Source organism: Amycolatopsis deserti, assembly GCF_014653945.1.
Lineage (GTDB): Bacteria > Actinomycetota > Actinomycetes > Mycobacteriales > Pseudonocardiaceae > Amycolatopsis_E > Amycolatopsis_E deserti.
Genome location: NZ_BNAU01000001.1, coordinates 234,672 through 255,281 on the forward strand (window position 1 = coordinate 234,672; position 20,610 = coordinate 255,281).

The following is a 20,610-nucleotide window of genomic DNA, read 5'->3' on the forward strand; positions in this document are numbered from 1 at the left end:
GGTCACCACCAGCCCAGCAGCCGCACCGGCGTGGGGTTCCAGCCGTTGCACGGGTTGTTCAGTTGCGGGCAGTTGCTGATCAGCACGTACAGGTCGCGCTCGGCGCGCACCTCGACGTACTTGCCGGGCGCGGACAGCCCGTCCTCGAACGTCAGCCCGCCGTCGACGGTCAGCGGGACGTTCATGAAGAAGTTGATGTTGTGCCCGAGCTGCCGGGCCCCGATCCCCACCTGGGCGCCGTAGCGCAGGAAGGTTTCCCGGCAGGCGTGCTGGTGCCGGGTGTGCTCGCCGTAACGGACCACATTGGACTCCTGTGCGCACGCCCCGCCGAGGGTGTCGTGGCGGCCGCAGGTGTCGGCGGTGATCGTGGCGAGCACGTCCAGGTTCACCGACAGCAGGCGCGATCCGGTGGTGAGGTAGGCGCGGCCCTGCTCCCGCACGGTGTCCATCGCGCTGTAACGGTTGTCCAGGTCCGCGGCGTCGTAGAACAGCGTGTCCACGGCCTGGTTGCCGTGCAGGTCGACGATCCGGAACGTCCCGCCCGCGGGAACGGTGCCCAGGAACCCGTCCCCGTCGGCGACGGTGGTGTCGAGCACCGCGGCGGTGATGGTTTCGGTCATGCCAGCACCTCCCGGGCAGCTCGCAGGGCGCGGGCGCTCTCGTCGCGGAACGTCCACGACGGATCGTCCGGCCCGGGTTCCGGCGCGGGCCGCACCTCCGCCAGCACCGCGGCCGGATTCCACTGTGGATCGAGCGGGTGCGGTGCGGTGGAGAGGATCACGAGCACGTCCATCTCCATCCGCAGGCTGACCCAGTCGCCCGCGGAGGCGTGCCCGGGCGCGAAGGTCAGCGTGCCCGCGGTGTCACCGGCAGTGGCGACCTTGCTGAAGAAGTTGACGCACGCGTGCAGATCCGCCGGGCCGCGGCCGTGCTTGCGCAGCTCGCTCAGGAAACCGTCGCGCGCGGAGCGCCGCCAGGCGTTGCGATCGGCCGCATAGGACGACGGGCCGAACCGGTCCACATCGACGGAATGTCCGCACAGCGCGTCGTGCCAGTCCAGCGAGGATCCGGTGACCGAGCACAGCGCGGCGCCGCGGTCGGACATCAGCACCATCGGCGCGTGGATCCGCGCGCTCATCTGGGCCTTCAGCGTGTCCGGGACGTTGAGCCGGTCGACCGGGTGGTGGGCGGCGAACAGCAGCGTCGAGCAGTTCGCACCGGCGCCGGTGGCGGTCAGCTTCAGCTCGCGGCCCCGGCGGACGAGGACCGACCACGCGGCGCCGCCGGGGATTTCGTGGGACACCAGGATCTCGCTCACGCGGCACCCTCCAGAGCCGGGACCAGCGCGGGCCGGCGCGCCTGCACGACGTAGGCCAGTGCGCCGACGAGCAGCGCGCCGGCCAGGAACAGGGGAGCGAACCACTGCAGGTACGGGTGGCCGCCCTCGGGGTCGAACACCTCCGCGCGCGGCCAGCCCAGGTTGACCGCCATCGCCGCGCCCCACACGACCGCGAGCGCGTTGACCACGACACCCCAGCGGCCGAGGCTGAAGTAGCCGTCGGCGGCCGGCAGCTGACCACGCAGGCGGCGCACCAGCAGCGGCAGCGTGACCATCAGGTAGGCCAGGTAGAGCAGCATGATGCAGACGCTCGCGACGGTGGTGAACAGCGCCGGGTTGCCGATGTTGATCAGCAGCACCGCGGCGGCTACCACCGCGACCACGACCGAGGCGCGGACCGGGGTGCCGGTGCGCGGGTTGACCCGCGCCAGGCCGTCGGCGAAGGGCAGGACGCGGTCGCGGGCCATCGAGAAGACCATGCGGGTGGCGGCGGTCTGGATCGCCAGCGTGCACACCGTCACCGCGATCGCCACGTCCACCAGGAACACCCGGCCGAGGGTGTCGCCGAGGCGGCTCATCAGCACGCCGGGCAGGCCCAGGGCCGGGTCGCCGAGGCTGCCGTCGGTGACGCTGCCCGCGGCCATCAAGGTGGCCAGCAGCATGAGCGCGCCGCCGAGACCGGAGATCAGCACCGCGCGCAGGATGGTGCGCGGCGTGGTGCGGCGCGGGTTGCGCGTCTCCTCGGACAGCTCGCCCGCGCTGTCGAAGCCGACGAGCACGTAGGCGGCCATCAGCCCGGACACCGCGAACGCCCACAGGTAGCTGTGCCCTTCGACGCCCTGCGTCTGCAGGATCACGCCGGGGCCGCGTTCGGCGCGGGCGAACAAGGCGACGCACAGCAGCGCGACGCCGACCAGTTCGCAGGTGACACCGACGCTGTTGACGATCGACATCAGCCGGACGCCGGTCGCGTTGATCGCCGTGGTGACGGCCAGCAGCAGCACCCCGAGCAGGACGGCGTTGGCGGCGCCGGTGGGGGAGGTCAGGGCGGAGTCGCCGGGGATCAGCTGGAAGCCGGACCAGACCGGCGGGAGCACGACCTGCAGGGCGATCGCGGCGCCGGCGAGGGTGACCGTCTGCGCGACGATCATCAGCCAGCCCGCGGTCCAGCCCCACAGCCGCCCGCCGAGGCGGCTGGACCACTGGTAGATGACGCCCGAGATCGGGTAGCGGGCGGCCAGCTCGGCGAAACACAGCGCGACGAGCAGCTGCCCGGCCAGCACGATCGGCCAGGTCCAGAAGAACGCCGGGCCGGCGAAGGAGAAGCCGAAGAAGAACAGCTGGAAGACGGTGGTCAGGATGGAGACGAAGGAGAACCCCGCGGCGAACGACCCGTAGGACCCGATCTTGCGTTTGAGCTGCTGGCCGTAGCCGAAGCCGGACAGATCCCCGGCATCGGTGTCGGTGGCGTCGTTCGTGGTCGGGGGATGCGTGACGGACATACCCACCTCCGGATCTGCTTCCCCGGACCACGCACGCAGCCCGGGGCCGTGATGGCCTCCCGGGCTTTTCTCCCGCCGTGGAACGGTTCCGCATCCGGCGCGGACCGCCTGCGTCTCTCGGACCAGGCCCACCGTGGCGGTGGCGGAACCCTAGACGCGCCCCGCACGTGCTGCGGGTCGTGGAACAGTGCACCCGGCGCCCGTGTCACCGCCGGGTCGCGCGCGTTAACGCGGGGTATCGGTGATCCTCCCGCGGGGGCGGATCACGTGATCCGGGGTTAACCAGGGGGCCGCGAAGGAGGGGTGGATCGATGCGTGCGGGCACCGGGGCCCGGCCGCGCGGCGCGAACTGCTCGCCGAGCTGCGCTAACCCCCGTAAGGCTTCGTGATGATCTCCAGCCGGTGGCCGTTCGGGTCGTTCCAGTAGACGCCGCGGCCGCCGTCGTGGTGGTTGATGCGTCCCGGTTCCTTGCCGAACGGGTCCGCCCAGTACGGCAGGCCTCGGCTGGTGATCCGCTCGAAGATGCTGTCGAACTCCTCGTCGCTGACCAGGAAGGCGTAGTGCTGGGGATGCACGGGCTCGTCGCTCTGGAGCACGTCCAGCGACACCGCGTTCGAGGTCTGCACGACGAGGAACGGGCCGTAGGGAACCGGGTCCGGAAGCCCCAGTACCTCGGTGAGGAACTTCGCCGTCCCCTCCCGGTCACGCGCCTCGACGATCGTGTGGTTGAGCTGGACAGCCATGGCCGGCTCCTTTCCCCGCAGAACGTGGTGCCCCCACTGTAGGCCGCCGATAGGCTGCGGGGATGACCATGGAACACGCCGCCGTGCTCGCCCTGCACTGGCAGGTCAACGTCATCAAACCGGAGGGCTTCTTCGGCGGCATGCTCGCCGCGCCGGTCGAGCGCAGCGGCGTCGTCGGCCGTGCGGTCCGGTTCCACGAGTGGGCGGCGGGCGCCGGGATCCCGGTCCACTTCACCCGCTTCACGATCCCCGAGGACGAGGGCCGGCTCGTGCGCAACACGGCGTTCATGCGGGCCGTCGGCGACGCGCAGGAGCAGTTCCGGCCCGACGCGCCGGGCGCCCAGCTCATCCCCGAGATGACGCACCTCGCACGGCACGTGGCCGACAACCAGAAGCTCTCCGGGCTCGCCGGCAACGACCTCGCCGCGCGGCTGAGCGACGCGGGCGTCACCACGCTGTTCGTCACCGGCGTCGCCACCAACCTGACCGTCGAGCAGACCGCGCGGCACGCCACCGACCTCGGGTTCGTGGTCCACCCGGTGAGCGACTGCGTGGCCGCGGCCGACGAGGCCGTGCACCTGGCGTCGCTGGCGAACCTGGACCTGGCGACCGCGGGCTGCCGCACGGCCGCCGAGATCACCGGCGGCTAGAACTCGTCGCCGGTGGAGAGTTCCTTTTCGAACGCGTCGGCCTGCGCGACGACCGACAGCAGCGGCCGCTCGAACTCCTCCCGCAGGTGCAGCGACTTCAGCGGCACGGTGTGCTTGATCAGCGCGACCCCGTCCACGACCGCGGCGCCGCCGACCGACGAGCCGCCGGCCAGCTCGAGCAGGCGGCGCAGGTCGATCTTGTCGGCCCAGCCCACGGCCGAGGAGATCTCCGCCCATTCGGCGCCGTCGAGGTCGGGCAGGTGGTGCACGGTGACCTGCTGGCTGCGGCCGCCGTCGGTGTCCAGGCGGAAGCGCAGCCAGTGCTCGCTCTCCTCCAGCACCTCGTACCGGATGCGTACGTAGTTGATGACGTCCGTCCAGATGGTCACGGGCGTCAGCTTAGCCAGAAGTGTCAGCTCTTGTGCGCGCGCGCCGCGGCGAAGCAGTAGATGCCGAACGCCGCCAGCCCGGCCGCGACGACCACCAGCAGCACCACGCCGTAGGGCTGGGCGGCGAGCGTGCGCAGCGCCTTGTCGACCCCGCCCGCCTGGCCGGCGTCCGACCGCAGCGCGGCGTAGCCGAGCAGCCCGCCGATGATCACGTAGACCACGCCCTTGGCGACGTACCCGGCGGAGCCGAGCCACTCGACCCACTTCTTGCTGCCCGTGGGCAGCTTCGGGGTGTTCAGGTCGTCGAGGAAGCTGCGCTTGATGCCCTTGACCGCCGCCGCGACGCCGACCGCGATCACCGCCGCCCCGGCGACCGCCACCAGCGCCTGCCCGGCGGGCAGCTGGAGCAGGCGGGCGGTGAACTCCTGCTGCGGCTGGTTGCCGTTCGCCGAGCCGCTGCCCGTGGCCAGCCGGATCGCGGTGTAGGCCAGGGCGAGCACCACCACGCCCCGCGCCCCGGAACCGACGCGCTTGCGCAGCCGCTTGCCCCGCTTGAGCACCCAGGTGTAGCCGCGGGCAGCCATCAGGAACTGCCACACCCCGAACGCGACCAGCCCGACCGCGAGCACCCACAGCATCGCCTGGCCGGCCGCGGTGGACCCGACCTCCTGCAACGCGCCCTTCTGGTCGGCCTCCTTGCCGCCGTCCCCGAACGCGACGCGGACCGCCAGGTAGGCCACGACCAGGTGCACCAGGCCCCAGCAGACCATGCCCGCGCGCCCGGCCGCCTGCGCCGCGGACCGGCCCCGGGCCCGTGACGCCTGGCCGGTGGTTCTGTTCGCCGCCGCACTGCTGGTCATCGATGCGCCTCCTCATCCACCCCCGACCATCACTCGATCGGGGGTACCCCGGAGGTGGTGTCGCTATGCCCGGCGGGGGAGGAGGCCCACCACCCGGCGCACGGCGTGCAGCACCGCCGCCACCACCGGGCGCCGCGTGGTGCCCGGGCGGTAGGAGACCGAGATCTGCCGCGTGCCGTGTTCCAGCGGGCTCGCCACCAGGTGTGACAGCTCCGGCGGAACCGCGAGCCGCGGCACGATCGTGACGCCCGCGCCGGCCTCCACCAGCCGCGCCATGTCGCCGAAGTTGTCGATCCGGTGCGCGATCTGCGGGCTGAACCCGGCGAGCCGGCAGTTGTGCAGCAGCGAGTCGATCGACGGCGCGCCCTCGCCGGCCGCGATCCAGTCGGCCTCGGCGAGCGACCGCAGTCCGTCGTCGGCGACGGCGGCGTGCCGCTCCGGCGGCGCGAGCAGCACCAGCGGGTCCGCCATCAGGAACTCCGACTCGACCCCGCCCGGCACCGAGGGGCTGCGGAAGGAGTAGTGGTAGGTGATCGCGAGATCGGCCTCGCCCGTGCGCAGCGCGGCCAGCGCGGGGTCCCTGATCGCGGTGACCAGCCGGAGGCCGAGCTCGGGGTGGCGTTCCCGGAGGTGGCCGAGCAGGGGAGCCGCCAGCGCGATCAGCGCCGTCCGGAACCCGACGAGCGTCACCGTGCCCGACGTGCTGCCCTGGGCGGCCGCGACCGCGCTTTCGGCCTCGTCCAGGGCCTGCAGCACCTTCGCCGCGTGCCGGACCAGGACCTGCCCGGCGCGCGTGAGCCGCAGCACCCGGCCGTCCCGGCGCAGCAGCGCGCCGCCCACCTCCTGCTCCAGCGCACGCAGCTGCTGCGACACCGCCGAGGTGGTGATGCCGTGCAGCTCCGACACCGCGCCGAGCGTTCCGTGTTCGGCGAGGTCGCGGATCAGCACCAGCCGCCGAACGTCGTACATGCCCACAGCCTGGAACATGCGGACCGCGCCTGTCGACGCGTCCCACATCGTGGCCGTCAAGAAAAACTGCACGAAACCGGTAGTGGGATCGCATTGCTCGGACGGACTGTCCACTGTGGATCAGCAGGTCATCCTGATCCGTGGGAAACGTTGGCCGGAATCGTGGTGCTCCATATAGTCCGATCACGCACCGGCGCTCTCCGCATCCATCCACAATGGATTTCCGTCCCCACGGGAGTATTCATGTCCGACCTCCGATCCGCCCTCGAGAACGCCCAGCGCCCACGCCGGAGATGGCGGTGGGCAGCCGCCGCGGTCGCCGTCGTCCTCATCGCCGGCATCGGCATCGCGATCGCCCGCAGCGGGGGATCGAGCGAGGCCGCCGGCAGCGGCGCTCCCGTGCGCGGCGGCACGCTGCAGTTCGCCCTGATCGACTACCAGCGCAGCCCCGACCCGCAGTGGGGCACCAACTACGCCGAATCGCTCATCGGCAACAACATCACCGACAAGCTGACCTGGCAGGACCCCGACACCGGCGAGATCACGCCGTGGCTCGCGCAGTCCTGGGAGTACAACGCCGACCTCACCGAGTTCACCTTCCACCTGCGCCGCGACGTGACCTTCAGCGACGGCTCCCCGTTCGACGCCGAGGTCGTCAAGGCCAACTTCGACCAGTACGTGCACGGCGACCCGGCCCTGGGCATCCTGCCCAACGGCGCCTCGCTGCTGCGCGGGTACCGCGAGACGCGGGTCGTCGACCCCTACACCGTCACGATCAGCTTCGACCGGCCGCTCGCCAGCTTCCTGCAGGCCACCTCGTTCACCGCGAACGCCCAACCCGGCTTCCTGTCCCTGTCGACGCTGAAGCTGAGCGCCGAGCAGCGCACCGACGCGACGAAGGTCATCGGCACCGGCCCGTTCGTCTACGAGTCGTGGGAACCGCAGGTCAAGACCGTGCTGGCGCGCCGCGCCGGCTACCACTGGTCGCCGCCCGCGCTGCACCACGACGGCGAGGCCTACCTGGACAAGGTCGTGTTCAACACCATCCCGGAGGCGAGCGTCCGCACCGGGTCGCTGGTGTCGGGCACCGTCGACGCGACCCTGGACGTCGGCACCACCGACGAGAAACCGCTGGCCGACCAGGGTTTCCAGATCATCCACCGTGGCGTCTCGGGCACCGCCATCTACTTCGCCTTCAACAGCTCGCTGTTCCCCACCAACGACATCGCCGTCCGCAAGGCCATCCAGCTCGGCTGGGACCGGCAGGCGATCGAGAAGACCATCCTCACCCCGTCGTATTCGGTCGCGAAGTCGATCCTCGAACCGTCGGTGCCCGGTTACGCCGACTACAGCGGCTCCGTGCTGCGGTACGACCCGGAGCAGGCCAAGCGCCTCCTCGACCAGGCCGGCTGGGTGCCCGGCGCGGACGGCATCCGGGAAAAGGACGGCAAGAAGCTCACCGTCAAGCTGCTCGGCATCAACAACCTGGTGGTCAACAAGCCCGCCTACGAGTCGGTGCAGCAGGACCTGCGCGAGATCGGCATCGACCTGCAGCTCACCGTCGTCCCCATCCCGGATTACACCGCCCAGCAGGCCAAGGCGAAGACCGACTGGAACATCACCGCCGCCAACCGCTCCCGCAACGACCCGGCCGCGCTGAACCTGCAGTTCGGTCCGTCGGCGGGCAACAGCACCTACCTGTCGGCGGACTCCACCGGGGTGAACGTCGACGAGCTCGCGCAGGTGCTCGGCAAGCTGGAAACGACCCTCGACCCGGCCACGCGCACCGCCTACGCCAAGGAAGCGCAGGACATCCTGCTGGAGAAGTACGCCTTGGTGAACCCGGTCTACAACCCGTCCCAGGTGATCGCGCACGCGCCCTACGTGCACGGGATCGTGTTCGACGCGCAGTCCCGCAACCACTTCGTCGACGCCTGGAAGAACCCCGGGAACTGACATGCTGCGTTACGTCGCCGGCAAGGCCGGCCGGGCGGTGTTCGTGGTCTGGGCCGCGTTCACCCTGACCTTCGTCCTGTTGTTCGTCCTGCCGGCCAACCCGGTCGACCTGCTCTTCGACCCCGCCGAGGTCAACTCGGTGCCGCCCGAGGTCCGGGCGCAGGTGGCCGACAACTACGGGTTCAACGAGCCGGTGCTGGTGCAGTACCTGGACCGGCTGGGCCACGCGATCCGCGGTGACTTCGGCACCTCCGCCCAGACGGGGGCGTCGGTCACCTCCTCGATCGCCGGGGTCCTGCCCGCCACGCTGGGGCTCGCCGTGGGGGCGCTGGCGCTCGCGCTGGTCATCGCGTTCGTCGTCGCGCTGGTGGCGACCGCGGCGCGGCAGCGGTGGCTGCGCAACCTGGTCGAGTCGCTGCCCACGGCGTCGGTGTCGATCCCGGTGTTCCTGTCCGGGATCCTGCTGCTGCAGATCTTCGCGTTCCGGCTGGGCTGGTTCCCGGCGTTCGGCGAGCGCGGCTGGCAGAGCCTGGTGCTGCCGCTGGTCACGCTCGCGATCCCGGTGTCCGGGCCGATCGCCCAGCTGCTGGTGCGCTCCTTCGCCACCGAGTTCCGCTCCGGCTACGTCACGACCAGCTGGGCCAAGGGCGCCACCCGCGGCCGGATCATCGTCGGCGACGTCTTCCGCAACGCGAGCCTGCCCGCGCTGACCATCGCGGCGGTGACCTTCGGCAACCTGATGGTCAACGCGGTCATCACCGAGACCGTGTTCGCCCGCAAGGGGCTGGGCCGGATGACCCAGACCGCGATCAACACCCTAGACCTCCCGCTGGTGCAGGGCATCGTCGTGTTCGTGGCGGCCGCGTTCGCCGTGATCAACCTGGTCGTGGACCTGGTGTACCCGCTGCTGGACCCGCGGCTGCGCGCCACGCTCGCCGCCGGGGGGACGCGATGAGCGTGAAGGTCCTGGCTCCCCGGCGGACCGACGCGCTCCGGCGCCTGTCGGCGAGCTTCCGCGCACCGGGACTGGTGCTGGCCTGGGTGATCGTCGCGATCGCGCTCGGCTGGGCGCTGTTCCCGTCGCTGTTCACCTCCTACAGCCCCTACGCCGGCGACCCGGACGCCAGCTTCGCCGCGCCCGGCGCCGAGCACTGGTTCGGCACCGACCGGCTGGGCCGCGACCTGTTCGCGCGCAGCGTGTACGGCGCGGGCACCACGCTGACCGCGACCCTGTTCGCCGTGCTGATCGGTTTCGGCCTCGGGTCGCTGCTCGGGCTGGCCGCCGGGTTCGCCGGGGGCTGGGCCGACACCGCGATCATGCGCGTGGTCGACGTGTTCCTCGCGATCCCGAACCTGTTGCTGGCCATGGTGATCGTGTCCGTGCTGGGCTACTCGACGAACAACATCGCCCTGGCCGTCGGGATCTCCTCGATCGCCTCGTTCGCCCGGGTGATGCGGGCCGAAGTCCTGTCGGTCGCCTCGCGGGACTACGTGCGCGCCGCATACGGCCTGGGGGTGCGCCGGCTCGGCGTGGTGGTCCGGCACATCGTGCCGAACTCGCTGAGCTCGGTGCTCGCCCTGGCCGCGCTGGAGATCGGCACCGCGATCCTGTCCGTCGCCGGGCTCGGGTTCCTCGGCTACGGCGCCCCGCCACCCGAGCCCGAGTGGGGGCTGCTGGTCGCCGAGGGCCGCGACTTCGTGGCCGTGCACCCGTGGATCTCCCTCCTGCCGGGCGTGGCGCTGGCCGCGGTCGTGCTCGCCACCCACCGGATCAGCACGTCGTTGAGAAAGGACCACGGATGACCGACGACCCGCTGCTGCGGATCACCGGACTGGCCGTCGACTACCGCACCGGCCGCCGCGCCTGGACCACCGCGGTCCACGACGTGAGCCTGCACGTCGAAGCGGGCGAGTTCGTCTCGCTGGTCGGCGAGTCCGGGTCCGGCAAGACCACGGTGATCCAGGGCGCGCTCGGGCTGCTGCCCGAGTCCGCGCGGATCCGGTCGGGCACGATCGCGTTTTCCGGCGTGGACGTGACCGGCTGGCCCGATCAGCGGATGGCGCTGGTGCGCGGCAACCACGTCGGGTTCGTGCCGCAGGACCCCAACACCTCGCTCAACCCGGTGAAGCGGATCGGGCAGCAGGTGATCGAGGCGGTGCGGTTCAACGAGCCCGGCAAGCGGACCCCGGCCGAACACCGGGAAGCCGCGCTGGAGAGCCTGCGCACCGCCGGCCTGACCGACGCCGGGCGGGTGTTCGCGCAGTACCCGCACGAGCTGTCCGGCGGCATGAAACAACGCGCGCTCATCGCGATCGCACTGGCCGGCCGGCCGAAGATCATCGTCGCCGACGAGCCCACCAGCGCGCTGGACGTGACGTTCCAGAAGGTCATCCTCGACCACCTGGTGCGGCTGCGGGAGGAACTGGGCATCGGGATCCTGCTGGTCACCCACGACCTCGGCGTCGCGCTCGACCGCTCCGACCGGATCCTGGTGATGCGCGGCGGGCGGATCGTCGAATCCGGTCCGGTGCGCGAGGTCCTGGACAGCACCGCCGACGAGTACACCCGGCAGCTGCTCGACGCCAACCCCGCGCGGCACCCCGGCCGCCTGGAACCGGCCTCGGGCGCCCCGGCGGTCGCGGGTGACGTCGTGCTGCGGGCGCGGGCGCTGACCAAGACCTACCGGCTGCGCGGCCGGGGTGAGCTGCGCGCCCTGGACTCCGCGGATCTGGAGGTGCGCGAGGGAACCACGCACGCCATCGTCGGCGAGTCCGGCGCGGGCAAGTCGACGCTGGCGAGCATCCTGGCCGGCTTCACCACGGCCGACAGCGGCACCGTCCACCTGGCCGAGCGCCCGCTGACCGGGCTCCCGCGGGCCGAGCTGCGGGCCGTGCGCCGGGACCTGCAGTTCGTGTTCCAGAACCCGTTCACCTCGCTCGACCCGCGCTGGACGGTGGCCAAGCTGATCGCCGAACCGCTGCGCGCCTTCGGGCTGGGCGGCACGAAACGCCAGCGGACCGAGCGGGTGGCCGAGCTGCTGAAGGCGGTGGCGCTGGGCGAAGAACACCTGCACCGCCTGCCCGGTCAGCTCTCCGGCGGCCAGCGGCAACGGGTCGCGATCGCCCGCGCGCTGGCGCTCACCCCGCGGATCCTGGTGCTCGACGAGGCGGTCAGCGCGCTCGACGTCGTGGCGCAGGCCCAGATCCTGCAGCTGCTGACCGACCTGCAGGCCGAGTTCGGGCTGAGCTACGTGTTCGTCACCCACGACCTGGGCGTGGTGCGGTTGATCGCGCACGACGTGTCCGTGATGAAGGACGGCGCGGTCGTCGAGACCGGCCCGGTGGAGCGGATCTTCGGCGCACCGGCCCACCCCTACACCCGGGAACTGCTGGACGCGATCCCCGGCGCCCGGCTCGCCGCGGCGGGCACCCGGTGAGGAGCGAACAAGTGCTGCACCTCAACGTCAACATCCTCAACGCCGGTGTCTTCGGCGGTTCCTGGCGGTTCCCGGGCACCGACGGCACCGCGAGCTACACGATCGAGCACTACACCTCGATCGCGCGGAAGGCCGAGGAGGCCAAGCTCGACGCGGTGTTCCTCGCCGACGGGCCCGCGCTGGACCCGGGCATCGAGCACCGGACCGGCAACAACCTCGAGCCCACCACGGTGCTGGCCCGGATCGCCGCGCGGACCGAGCGGATCGGGCTGATCGGCACCCTGTCCTCCTCCTACAACGACCCCGTCGAGCTGGCGCGCCGCCTGGGCGACCTCGACCACGTCAGCGGCGGCCGCTTCGGCTGGAACGTGGTCACCACCGCCGGTCCGGCGGCGGCGCGCAACTTCGGCCGCGACGGCGAAATCGACCACGCGGCGCGGTACCAGCGCGCCGCGTGGTTCACCGAACAGGTGGTGGCCGCGTGGGCGTCGCGCACCCGGTTCGCCTCCCCGCAGGGGCGGCCCGTGGTGGTCCAGGCCGGTGGGTCCAGCGACGGCCGCCGGCTCGCCTCGCGGGTCGCCGAGGTGGTGTTCTCGGCCGACCAGGACCTGGAGCACGCCCGCGCGTTCCGGGCCGGGATCCGCGCCGGTGCCGTCCAGTTCGGACGGAACCCGGAAGAGATCGTGGTGCTGCCCGGCTTGTCCACGGTCATCGGCGGCACCGAGGCCGAGGCCAGGCGGCGCCGGGAACTACTGGACGAGCTGCTGCCGGACGCCTACGCCCGCGGCCGCCTCGCCGGCCAGCTGGGGATCTCGCTGGAGGGCTTGCGCGACGACGAACCGATCCCGGCCGATCTGCTCGTCGAACCGGACGAAGCCGGTGGTTCGCAGACCTTCTACCGGGTGGTCAAGGAGATCATCGACCGGGACAACCCCACGCTGGGCACGCTGCTGAAGCGGCTGTCCGGCGGTGGCGGGCACCGGATCGTCACCGGCACGCCGGAGCAGATCGCCGACGACATCGAGACCTGGTACCGGGCCGGCGCGGCCGACGGCTTCAACGTGATGCCCGACGTGCTGCCCTCCGGTTTCGACGACTTCGCCGACCACGTCGTGCCCGAACTGCGCCGGCGTGGGCTGTTCCGCGCCGACTACGACGGCGCGACCCTGCGCGACCACCTCGGCCTGCCCGTCCTCGAAGGAGCCACCCGATGAGCACGATCGTCCAACTGGCCCTCGCGGTCGGCGACCGCGTCTCGCTGACCGAAGCGAGCGCCCTGACCGCACTGGCGCGGGACTCCGGTGTCGCGTCGATCCGCCTGCTCGACGGCGAGCGCACCCTCGACCCGACCGTGGTCGCCGCGCACCTGGCCGGGGTCCACAGTGGAATCGGTTTCGTCGCCGAGGTCCCCACGACCCACCACGCGCCCTACAACACCGCGCGCCGGGTGCTGTCGCTGGATCGCGCCACCGGTGGCCGGGCGGGCATCGCGCTGCTGCCCGGCGGCGGGGACGAGGTCAGCGACGCGACCGCCCCGGACCCCGCCGCCGGCGATCCGCTCCGCCGCTGGCGCGAGTACGCCGGTGTGCTGACCCGGCTGTGGGAGTCGTTCCCGCGGCGGGCGCTGATCGGGGACCAGGCCGCGGCGGTGGTCGCGCGCGCGGAGCTGATCCGGCCGATCGGACACGAAGGCGCCTTCTACCGGGTCGCGGGCCCGCTCGACGGGCCGTCGTCGCCGCAGGGCCGCCCGGTCCTGGTCGCCGACCTCGGCGTGCTCGACCCGGCCGCGGTGGCGGAGTCGGCGGATGTGGTCGTGGTCGAGCAGGCGGCCGGCGCCGACGCCGCGCTCACCGACGCGTTGCGGCAGGCCGGTCGCGACCGCCGCGAGGTCGCGCTGCTGGGACGGGTGCCGGCCGGCTCGCCGGAACAGGTCCTGGTGTGGGTGCACGAACACCGGCTGGACGGCGTGGAGCTGGTGCCCGCGGGCGGCGCCGAGGAGGTGGCGGCGGTGCTGCGCGCGTGGGCGAGTGAGGTCGCCGAAGCGCCCAGCCTCCGCGCCGCACTGGGTCTGCGGGCGGAGGTGGCGGCATGACCGCGGTGGCCGCCACCCCGACCGTCGAAGGCATCCGCGCCGCGATCGCCCCGATCCTCCAGCGCCTGCGAGCCACCGCCGCGGCCCGGGAACGGGCCCGCGACCACGCCTTCGCCGACGTCCGCGCGCTCGCCGAGCAGCGGATCACGCTGACCGGCATCGCCGTCGAGGACGGCGGCGCGGGCGGCTCGCTGCGCGACGTCGCCGATCTGGTGGTCGCGATCGCCCGGGCCGATTCGAACGTCGCCCAGGCGTTGCGCGGCAGCTTCCTCACCGCCAACCGGGTGGCGACGCGGCCCGACCTGCCGCACCGCGAGGTGACCCTGCGGCGGCTGCGCGCCGGTGACCTCTTCGCCGGCACCAGCAACGAGCGCACCGGCGGCGCCAGCGGATCGGTCAGCACCACCATCCGCCGCGACGGCGACGGCTACCTGATCAACGGCGAGAAGTACTACTCGACCGGCGGGCTCTACGCGACGTGGTTCTCCGGCTCGGCCCAGGACGAGCACGGCGAGGTCGTGTTCTTCACGGTGCCGGCCGACCGCGAGGGCGTGCAGCGGCTCGACGACTTCGACGCCGTCGGCCAGCGGCTCACCGCGAGCGGCACCACCCGGCTGGTGAACGTCCGCGCCGCCGCCGACGAGGTCGTGCCCCGCGACAACCACCTGCTGGACAACCCCTGGCTCGGGTCGTTCGCGCAGCTCTACCTGGCCGCGATCGAGGCGGGCATCGCCGCCGCGGCGCTGGACGACGCGGCCCGGTTCGCGCGGGAGAAGGCACGCCCGATCAAGCACAGCTCGGCCACCCGCAGCGTCGAGGACCCCTACGTGCGGGAGGTCGTGGGGGAGATCGCCGCCCGTGCCCACGCCGCGCGGTCGGCGGTGCTGCTCGCCGCCGAAGTGCTGGACCGCGTGCGCGGGCTGACCGGGCCGGCGGCGCGCACGGCCGGCGCGGAGGCCGCGGTGACGGTGGCGCAGAGCGGCGTGGTCGCCATCGACTCCGCGCTGCGCGCCGCCGAACTGCTCTTCGACGTCGCGGGCGGCTCGATCACCGACCGCGACCTCGGGTTCGACCGGCACTGGCGCAACGCCCGCGTGGTCGCCAACCACAACCCGCGCCGCTGGAAGGCCGCAGTCGCGGGCGCCTACCACCTCACCGGCGAGGAACCGCCCACGACCGGGCTCTTCTGAAGGAGATCGATGACCCTCGAACCCGGCAGGGTGCTGGGACGCACCGGCGTCCTGCTCACCCCGCTCACCCTCGGCGCCATGAACTTCGGGCGATGGCAGGACGAAGACGAAAGCGTCCGGATCATCCACGCCGCGCTCGACGCCGGGATCACCTCGATCGACACCGCCGACGTCTACGGCCAGGGCCGCTCCGAGGAGATCGTCGGCAAGGCCGTCCGGGGCAGGCGCGACGACATCTTCCTGGCCACCAAGTTCTCCGGCCGCCTCGGCGACGACCCGCGGCAGGCGGGCACGTCCCGCCGCTGGATCGTGCGCGCCGTGGAGGACAGCCTGCGGCGGCTGGGCACCGACCACCTCGACCTCTACCAGGCCCACCGCCCGGACCCGCGCACGAGCCTGCTGGAAACCCTGCAGACGCTGAGCGACCTGGTCCGCCAGGGCAAGATCCGCTACTACGGCACCTCGGTGTTCCCGGCGCACCAGCTCGTCGAGGCCCACTGGCTGGCCGAGAAGCACGGCCTGATCGCCCCGCACACCGAGCAGGTGCCCTATTCGCTGCTCGTGCGCGGCGCCGAGCGCGAGGTGTTCCCGGTGGCACGCAAGTACGGCGTCGGCGTGCTCGGCTACGGCCCGCTTGCCGCCGGCTGGCTGTCCGGCAAGTACCGGATCGGCGGCGGGCAACCGGACTCGGCGCGAGCCGATCTCGTGCCCGGCCGGTTCGACGTCTCGCTCGAGCGCAACCACCGCAAGCTCACCGCCGCCGACGCGCTCGCCCGGCTCGCCGAGGACAGCGGCCTGTCGCTGGTCGACCTCGCCGTCGGCTTCGCGCTCACGCACCCGGCGGTGAGCAGCGTGATCATCGGCCCGCGCACGAGCGACCACCTGGCGGCCTACCTCAAAGCCGCCACCGTCGAGCTGACCGAGGACACCCTCGACCGCATCGACGAGATCGTCAGCCCCGGCACGCAGTTCCTCGAACGCGACACCGGCCGGGAATTCCCCGTCCGCGACAACAGGAAGGCCCGATGAGCACCTACACGCCCGCCGAAGACCGTTACGACGCCGCCGAATTCCGCCGCGCCGGCCATTCCGGTCTCGACCTGCCCGCGTTCTCCTTCGGGCTGTGGCAGAAGTTCGGCCCGGACTACTCCTTCGACACCCGGCGCGAGATCGTGCTGCGCGCGTTCGACCTGGGCATCGCCCACTTCGACAACGCCGACCGCTACGGCCCGCCGCACCGCGCGGCGCAGGAGTTCTTCGGCCAGGTGCTCGCGAAGGACCTCAAGCCGTACCGGGACGAGCTGATCCTGTCCACCAAAGCCGGCAACCCGATCGGCAAGAGCCCCTACCTCAAGGGCGCCTCCCGCAAGTCGCTGCTGGCCTCGCTGGACCACAGCCTGCGCGACCTGGGCACCGACTACGTGGACATCTTCTACAGCCACAGCCCGGACGACACCACGCCGCTGGAGGAGACCGCCGGCGCCCTGGTCAGCGCGGTGCGGCAGGGCAAGGCGCTCTACGTCGGCATCTCCAACTACCCGCCGGACCGGGCGCGCGAGATCGCCGGGCTGCTGCGGCAGGCCGGGGTCCCGCTGCTGGTCCACCAGCCGCGGTATTCGATCTTCGACCGGCGAATCGAGCGCAACGGCCTGCTGGAGCAGGCGGCCGCGGACGGGTTCGGCCTGATCGTGTACTCGCCGCTGGCGCAGGGCCTGCTCACCGACAAGTACCTGGTGGACATCCCCGACGGCGCGCGGGCGCGGAACAGCGCGTTCCTGTCGCCCGAGGTCATCGACGACACCTACCGGCAGCGGGCCGCGGCGCTGAACAAGATCGCGGGGGAGCGGGGCCAGTCGCTGGCCCAGCTGGCGTTGCAGTGGGTGCTGCGACGCCCGGAGGTCACCTCGGCGCTGATCGGGGCCAGCTCGGTCGCGCAGCTGGACCACAACGTGCGCGCGCTGGACTTCCCGCCGCTGACCGAGGCGGAGCTGGCGGCGATCGACGAGCACGGCGTGCACGGCACCGGGCTGAACCTGTGAGCGCCCCGATCGGTGCCGGTGTCGAGGACGGGCGGCCCTTCCGCCTGAACTTCCTGCTGCACCTGGACGAGGACCTGCCGCCGGCCCGGGCCTACCGGCAGGGGATCGAGCTGTTCCGGATCGCCGAGGACCTGGGCTACGACTCCGGCTGGGTGATCCAGCGGCACTTCCGGCAGGGCAAGGAACACGTGTCCGCGCCGCTGGTCGTGCTCGCCGCGATCGCCGAGCACACCAGCCGCATCGGCCTGGGCACCGGGGTGCTGGTGCTGCCGCTGGAGGACCCGCTCAAGGTGGCCGAGGACGCCGCGACCCTGGACGAGCTGAGCGGCGGGCGCCTCGAACTCGGCGTCGGCTCCGGTCCGTTCCCCGGCGCGTGGGAGGCGTTCGGGCAGGACTTGGACCGGCGGCACGAGCTGTTCGACGCCTCCGTGGCGCGGCTGCACGAGGTGCTGGACGGCAAGGCGCTGAACAGCCTCGGCGAGGTGCTGCACCCGTCTGGAGCAGGGGTGCGGCAGCGGTTGTGGCAGGCCACGACCAGTGCTCCGTCGCGGGCCGTGGCCTCGGCGGCGGCCGCCGGCCGGGCCGGGGACGGGCTGCAGCTTTCACGCGCCACCGCCTGGAGTGGCGGTTCGGTGCTCGAGGCGCAGCAGGCGCAGGCGGAGTGGATCGAGGCCTACCGCGCGGCGTGGACCGAGCCCGGCCGGGCGCCGCGGGTGCAGGTGTCGCGCGCGGTCTACCCGCACCCCGACCGTGCGGAGGCGGTCCGGCTGGTGACGCCCGGGGTGCGGCGGTGGCAGAGCTGGCAGTCGCACCGGCGGGACGCCGGCGAGCTCGGCGTCGCGGAGTACCTGGCGGCCGACCACGCGCTGCTCGGCCCGGCCGGGGAGCTGGCTGGCGAGCTGGCCGCCGACCCGGCACTGCGGCAGGTGACCGACCTGCTGGTGAGCTTCGTGCCCGGGGTGCCCGCGTTCGACGAGCACGTGCGGCTGCTGACGGCCACGGCGCAGGAGCTGGCGCCGCTGCTGGGGTGGAGCCCGGCGTGACCTTCCACCTGAACCTGTCGGTGATGACGCCCGGCCACTTCCGCACCGCGTGGCGGCTCCCGCACGCCGATCCGCTGGCCTACCTGGACATCGACCACTTCCGGCGGCTGGCGCGCATCGCCGAGGACGCGAAGATCGACGCGGTGTTCCTCGGCGACGGCCCGGCGCTGCGCGGCGAGATCGAGGACGGCCCGGGCACCGGCCTGGACCCGCTCGTGCTGCTGGGCCACCTGGCGGCGATCACCACCCACCTCGGGGTGATCGTCACCAGTTCGACCACCTACAACTCGCCCTACAACCTCGCGCGCCGGTTCTCCTCGCTCGACCACGTCACCAAGGGCCGGGCCGCGGTCAACATCGTCACCACCGGCACTCCGGCGGCGGCGGCGAACTTCGGACTGGCCGAGCACCCGGGCAAGCGCGAGCGGTACCGGCGGGCGCACGAGTTCCTCGACGTGGTGACCCGGCTGTGGGACGGCTGGGAGCCCGGCGCGATCGTCGCGGACAAGGAGAGCGGTCGCTACGCCGATCCGGACCGCATCCACAAGATCGACCACGTCGGCGAGTTCTTCTCGGTCGCCGGGCCGCTGCCGGTGACCGCCGGACCGCAGGGGCGGCCGGTGATCGTGCAGGCCGGCGGCTCCGCGGACGGGCTCGCGCTGGCCGGCCGGTTCGCCGACGTCGTGTTCACCGCGGCGCAGACCCAGGCCAAGGCGGTGGCCTTCCGCGACGACGTCCGGCGCCGGGCGGCGCGGGCCGGGCGGCACCCGGACGACGTGAAGGTCTCCCTCGGTGTGGTCGTGCTCGTCGCCGAAACCGAGGCCGAGGCGCGGCGCCGGGAGCAGGAGCTGTACGCGACGCTGCCGGTTGAGAACCTGTCCGCGGCGCTCGTGGCGAACCTCGGGCTGCCGCCGGAGAAGTTCGGGCCGGACGATCCGATCGCGTTCGCGGACCTGCCGGACACGGTGCCGGAAGGTGCCTTCTCCGCCGGGTTCAACGCCTCCACCCGCGCGCTGATCGCGGAAGGACCGCGCACGCCACGGGAGCTGGTGCAGCGCGGCGCCGGGGGAGCGGGTCACCGGCTGCTGGCCGGTTCGGCGGAACAGGTGGCCGACGACCTGCAGGCGTGGTTCGAAGCCGGCACCGCGGACGGGTTCACCGTGATGCCGGCCGACACCGCCGTGGACTTCGCGAACTTCGCCCGGCTGGTCGTGCCGATCCTGCAGGACCGCGGCCCGTTCCAGACCGGGTACGGCCACCCGACCCTGCGCGGCCGTCTGCTGGCGCGCTCGACCGAGGGAGCACTGTCGTGAGCCTGGAATTCCTCTGGTACATCCCCAACCAGGCCGAGCCCGGCCACCGCGGCGACGCCGTCACCGCCGACCACAACAGCCTGGACACCCTCACCGCCCAGGCCCAGGCGCTGGAACGGCACGGGTGGGGCGGGGCGCTGATCGGCACCGGCTGGGGACGGCCGGACACCTTCACCGTCGCGACCGCGCTGGCCGCGCGCACGACCACGTTCCAGCCGTTGATCGCGGTGCGGCCCGGCTACTGGCGGCCGGCGAACTTCGCCTCCGCCGCGGCGACGCTGGACCACCTCACGCAGGGGCGGGTGCTGGTCAACATCGTGTCCGGAAAGGACAACCTGGCCGCTTACGGCGACAGCGAGGGCGACCAGGCCCAGCGGTACGCACGCACCAGGGAGTTCCTGCGGATCGTGCGCAAGCTGTGGACGGAAGAGAACGTGACGTTCCACGGCGAGCACTTCAGCGTGACGGAGGCGACGGTCGCGCCGCGGCCGGTGGTGCGGGGCGCGCGACGCCATCCCCGCCTGTACTTCGGTGGCGCGTCGGCGGCGGCCGAGGAGGTCGCCGCCACCGAGGCCGACGTCCAGTTGTTCTGGGGCGAGCCGCTGGACGGGGTCGCCGAGCGGATCGACCGGCTGGAGCGGCTGAGCGAGAAGCTGGGCCGCGAGCACCCGCCGCTGGAGTACGGGCTGCGCGTCACGACGCTGGTGCGGGACACGACGGAGCAGGCGTGGGCCGACGCGGAGGCGAAGGTCGCGGCGATGGCGAAGGGCACGATCACCCGCGACCCGAACCGTTTCGTCGCCACGGGCCAGCAGAGGCTGCTGGAGCTCGCCGCCCGCGGCGACGTCCTGGACGACAACCTCTACACCGCGCCGGGCCGCTACGGCGGTGGCGGCGCGGGGACCACGTGGCTGGTGGGGTCGGCCGAGGACGTGGCGAAGTCGCTGCGCCGGTACCAGGCGCTCGGGATCACGCACTTCGTGCTGTCGGACACGCCGTACCTGCCGGAGATCAAGCGCCAGGGCGACCAGCTGCTGCCGCTGCTGCGCGCGGACGGGTGAGCGCTGCCGCCTAGGGCGTGTCTGAC

At 72.4% G+C, this 20,610-nt stretch carries 20 protein-coding genes and 1 riboswitch; of the genes, 13 read left to right on the forward strand and 7 right to left on the reverse strand.

Going from position 1 to position 20,610, the window contains the following annotated elements; all coding sequences use genetic code 11:
• Positions 1 to 2 precede the first annotated feature (2 nt).
• The 4 genes from IE290_RS01090 to IE290_RS01105 all read right to left on the reverse strand — a co-directional run bounded on the left by IE290_RS01090 (position 3) and on the right by IE290_RS01105 (position 3,585).
• Positions 3 to 620: an urea amidolyase associated protein UAAP2 gene (locus IE290_RS01090; RefSeq protein WP_191242592.1), complete on the reverse strand. Its 618-nt coding sequence runs from the start codon at positions 618 to 620 to the stop codon at positions 3 to 5.
• Complete coding sequence (locus IE290_RS01095; RefSeq protein WP_191242593.1) at positions 617 to 1,318, reverse strand: urea amidolyase associated protein UAAP1; 702 nt, start codon at positions 1,316 to 1,318, stop codon at positions 617 to 619. The genes IE290_RS01090 and IE290_RS01095 overlap by 4 nt, the downstream gene beginning before the upstream one ends.
• The gene (locus IE290_RS01100) at positions 1,315 to 2,841 is read right to left on the reverse strand and encodes an amino acid permease (protein ID WP_191242594.1); all 1,527 of its coding nucleotides are present in this window, start codon (positions 2,839 to 2,841) and stop codon (positions 1,315 to 1,317) included. The genes IE290_RS01095 and IE290_RS01100 overlap by 4 nt, the downstream gene beginning before the upstream one ends.
• Before the next feature lie 54 nt (positions 2,842 to 2,895).
• A riboswitch (guanidine-I (ykkC/yxkD leader) is annotated at positions 2,896 to 3,006 on the reverse strand.
• Between the two features lie 201 nt (positions 3,007 to 3,207).
• Positions 3,208 to 3,585 carry a VOC family protein gene (locus IE290_RS01105; protein ID WP_191242595.1) on the reverse strand — a complete coding sequence of 126 codons (378 nt, stop codon included), beginning with the start codon at positions 3,583 to 3,585 and terminating at the stop codon, positions 3,208 to 3,210.
• A 62-nt stretch (positions 3,586 to 3,647) separates the two neighbouring features.
• Between IE290_RS01105 and IE290_RS01110 the strand changes: the two genes are divergently transcribed.
• Entirely contained in the window at positions 3,648 to 4,235 is a 588-nt protein-coding gene (locus IE290_RS01110) for a cysteine hydrolase family protein (protein WP_191242596.1), read from the forward strand.
• Here the strand turns inward: IE290_RS01110 and IE290_RS01115 are convergent.
• The 3 genes from IE290_RS01115 to IE290_RS01125 form a co-directional block, all read right to left on the reverse strand.
• Positions 4,232 to 4,624 (reverse strand): hypothetical protein, encoded by a 393-nt coding sequence (locus tag IE290_RS01115; protein ID WP_191242597.1) that lies wholly within the window; start codon positions 4,622 to 4,624, stop codon positions 4,232 to 4,234. The two genes, IE290_RS01110 and IE290_RS01115, sit on opposite strands and share 4 nt — an antisense overlap.
• 23 nt (positions 4,625 to 4,647) lie before the next feature.
• On the reverse strand, positions 4,648 to 5,484 hold the full coding sequence (locus tag IE290_RS01120) for a DUF1206 domain-containing protein (RefSeq protein WP_373300364.1): 837 nt from the start codon (positions 5,482 to 5,484) through the stop codon (positions 4,648 to 4,650).
• Positions 5,485 to 5,547: 63 nt separating this feature from the next.
• Complete coding sequence (locus tag IE290_RS01125; RefSeq protein ID WP_191242598.1) at positions 5,548 to 6,453, reverse strand: LysR family transcriptional regulator; 906 nt, start codon at positions 6,451 to 6,453, stop codon at positions 5,548 to 5,550.
• Positions 6,454 to 6,696: 243 nt separating this feature from the next.
• On the opposite strand from IE290_RS01125, the gene IE290_RS01130 reads away from it, so the two are divergent.
• The 12 genes from IE290_RS01130 to IE290_RS01185 are packed head-to-tail and all read left to right on the forward strand — an operon-like array spanning position 6,697 to position 20,584.
• Positions 6,697 to 8,409 (forward strand): ABC transporter substrate-binding protein, encoded by a 1,713-nt coding sequence (locus tag IE290_RS01130; protein WP_191242599.1) that lies wholly within the window; start codon positions 6,697 to 6,699, stop codon positions 8,407 to 8,409.
• A 1-nt stretch (position 8,410) separates the two neighbouring features.
• A complete protein-coding gene (locus IE290_RS01135) occupies positions 8,411 to 9,364 on the forward strand; it encodes an ABC transporter permease (RefSeq protein ID WP_191242600.1) in 954 nt (317 codons plus the stop codon).
• Positions 9,361 to 10,212 (forward strand): ABC transporter permease, encoded by an 852-nt coding sequence (locus tag IE290_RS01140; RefSeq protein WP_191242601.1) that lies wholly within the window; start codon positions 9,361 to 9,363, stop codon positions 10,210 to 10,212. Before IE290_RS01135 ends, IE290_RS01140 begins: the two co-directional genes overlap by 4 nt.
• Entirely contained in the window at positions 10,209 to 11,846 is a 1,638-nt protein-coding gene (locus IE290_RS01145) for a dipeptide ABC transporter ATP-binding protein (RefSeq protein WP_191242602.1), read from the forward strand. The genes IE290_RS01140 and IE290_RS01145 overlap by 4 nt, the downstream gene beginning before the upstream one ends.
• Before the next feature lie 11 nt (positions 11,847 to 11,857).
• Positions 11,858 to 13,060 carry an LLM class flavin-dependent oxidoreductase gene (locus tag IE290_RS01150; protein WP_191242603.1) on the forward strand — a complete coding sequence of 401 codons (1,203 nt, stop codon included), beginning with the start codon at positions 11,858 to 11,860 and terminating at the stop codon, positions 13,058 to 13,060.
• On the forward strand, positions 13,057 to 13,938 hold the full coding sequence (locus IE290_RS01155) for an LLM class flavin-dependent oxidoreductase (RefSeq protein WP_191242604.1): 882 nt from the start codon (positions 13,057 to 13,059) through the stop codon (positions 13,936 to 13,938). Before IE290_RS01150 ends, IE290_RS01155 begins: the two co-directional genes overlap by 4 nt.
• On the forward strand, positions 13,935 to 15,128 hold the full coding sequence (locus IE290_RS01160; protein ID WP_191242605.1) for an acyl-CoA dehydrogenase family protein: 1,194 nt from the start codon (positions 13,935 to 13,937) through the stop codon (positions 15,126 to 15,128). Before IE290_RS01155 ends, IE290_RS01160 begins: the two co-directional genes overlap by 4 nt.
• Before the next feature lie 9 nt (positions 15,129 to 15,137).
• Positions 15,138 to 16,157, forward strand: a complete 1,020-nt coding sequence (locus IE290_RS01165; protein ID WP_191242606.1) for an aldo/keto reductase — start codon at positions 15,138 to 15,140, stop codon at positions 16,155 to 16,157.
• Positions 16,154 to 17,167 (forward strand): aldo/keto reductase, encoded by a 1,014-nt coding sequence (locus IE290_RS01170; RefSeq protein ID WP_191242607.1) that lies wholly within the window; start codon positions 16,154 to 16,156, stop codon positions 17,165 to 17,167. Before IE290_RS01165 ends, IE290_RS01170 begins: the two co-directional genes overlap by 4 nt.
• On the forward strand, positions 17,164 to 18,210 hold the full coding sequence (locus tag IE290_RS01175; RefSeq protein WP_191242608.1) for an LLM class flavin-dependent oxidoreductase: 1,047 nt from the start codon (positions 17,164 to 17,166) through the stop codon (positions 18,208 to 18,210). The genes IE290_RS01170 and IE290_RS01175 overlap by 4 nt, the downstream gene beginning before the upstream one ends.
• Positions 18,207 to 19,523 (forward strand): NtaA/DmoA family FMN-dependent monooxygenase, encoded by a 1,317-nt coding sequence (locus IE290_RS01180; RefSeq protein WP_229874024.1) that lies wholly within the window; start codon positions 18,207 to 18,209, stop codon positions 19,521 to 19,523. Before IE290_RS01175 ends, IE290_RS01180 begins: the two co-directional genes overlap by 4 nt.
• Positions 19,520 to 20,584 carry an LLM class flavin-dependent oxidoreductase gene (locus tag IE290_RS01185; protein ID WP_191242609.1) on the forward strand — a complete coding sequence of 355 codons (1,065 nt, stop codon included), beginning with the start codon at positions 19,520 to 19,522 and terminating at the stop codon, positions 20,582 to 20,584. The genes IE290_RS01180 and IE290_RS01185 overlap by 4 nt, the downstream gene beginning before the upstream one ends.
• The last annotated feature ends 26 nt before the right edge of the window (positions 20,585 to 20,610 follow it).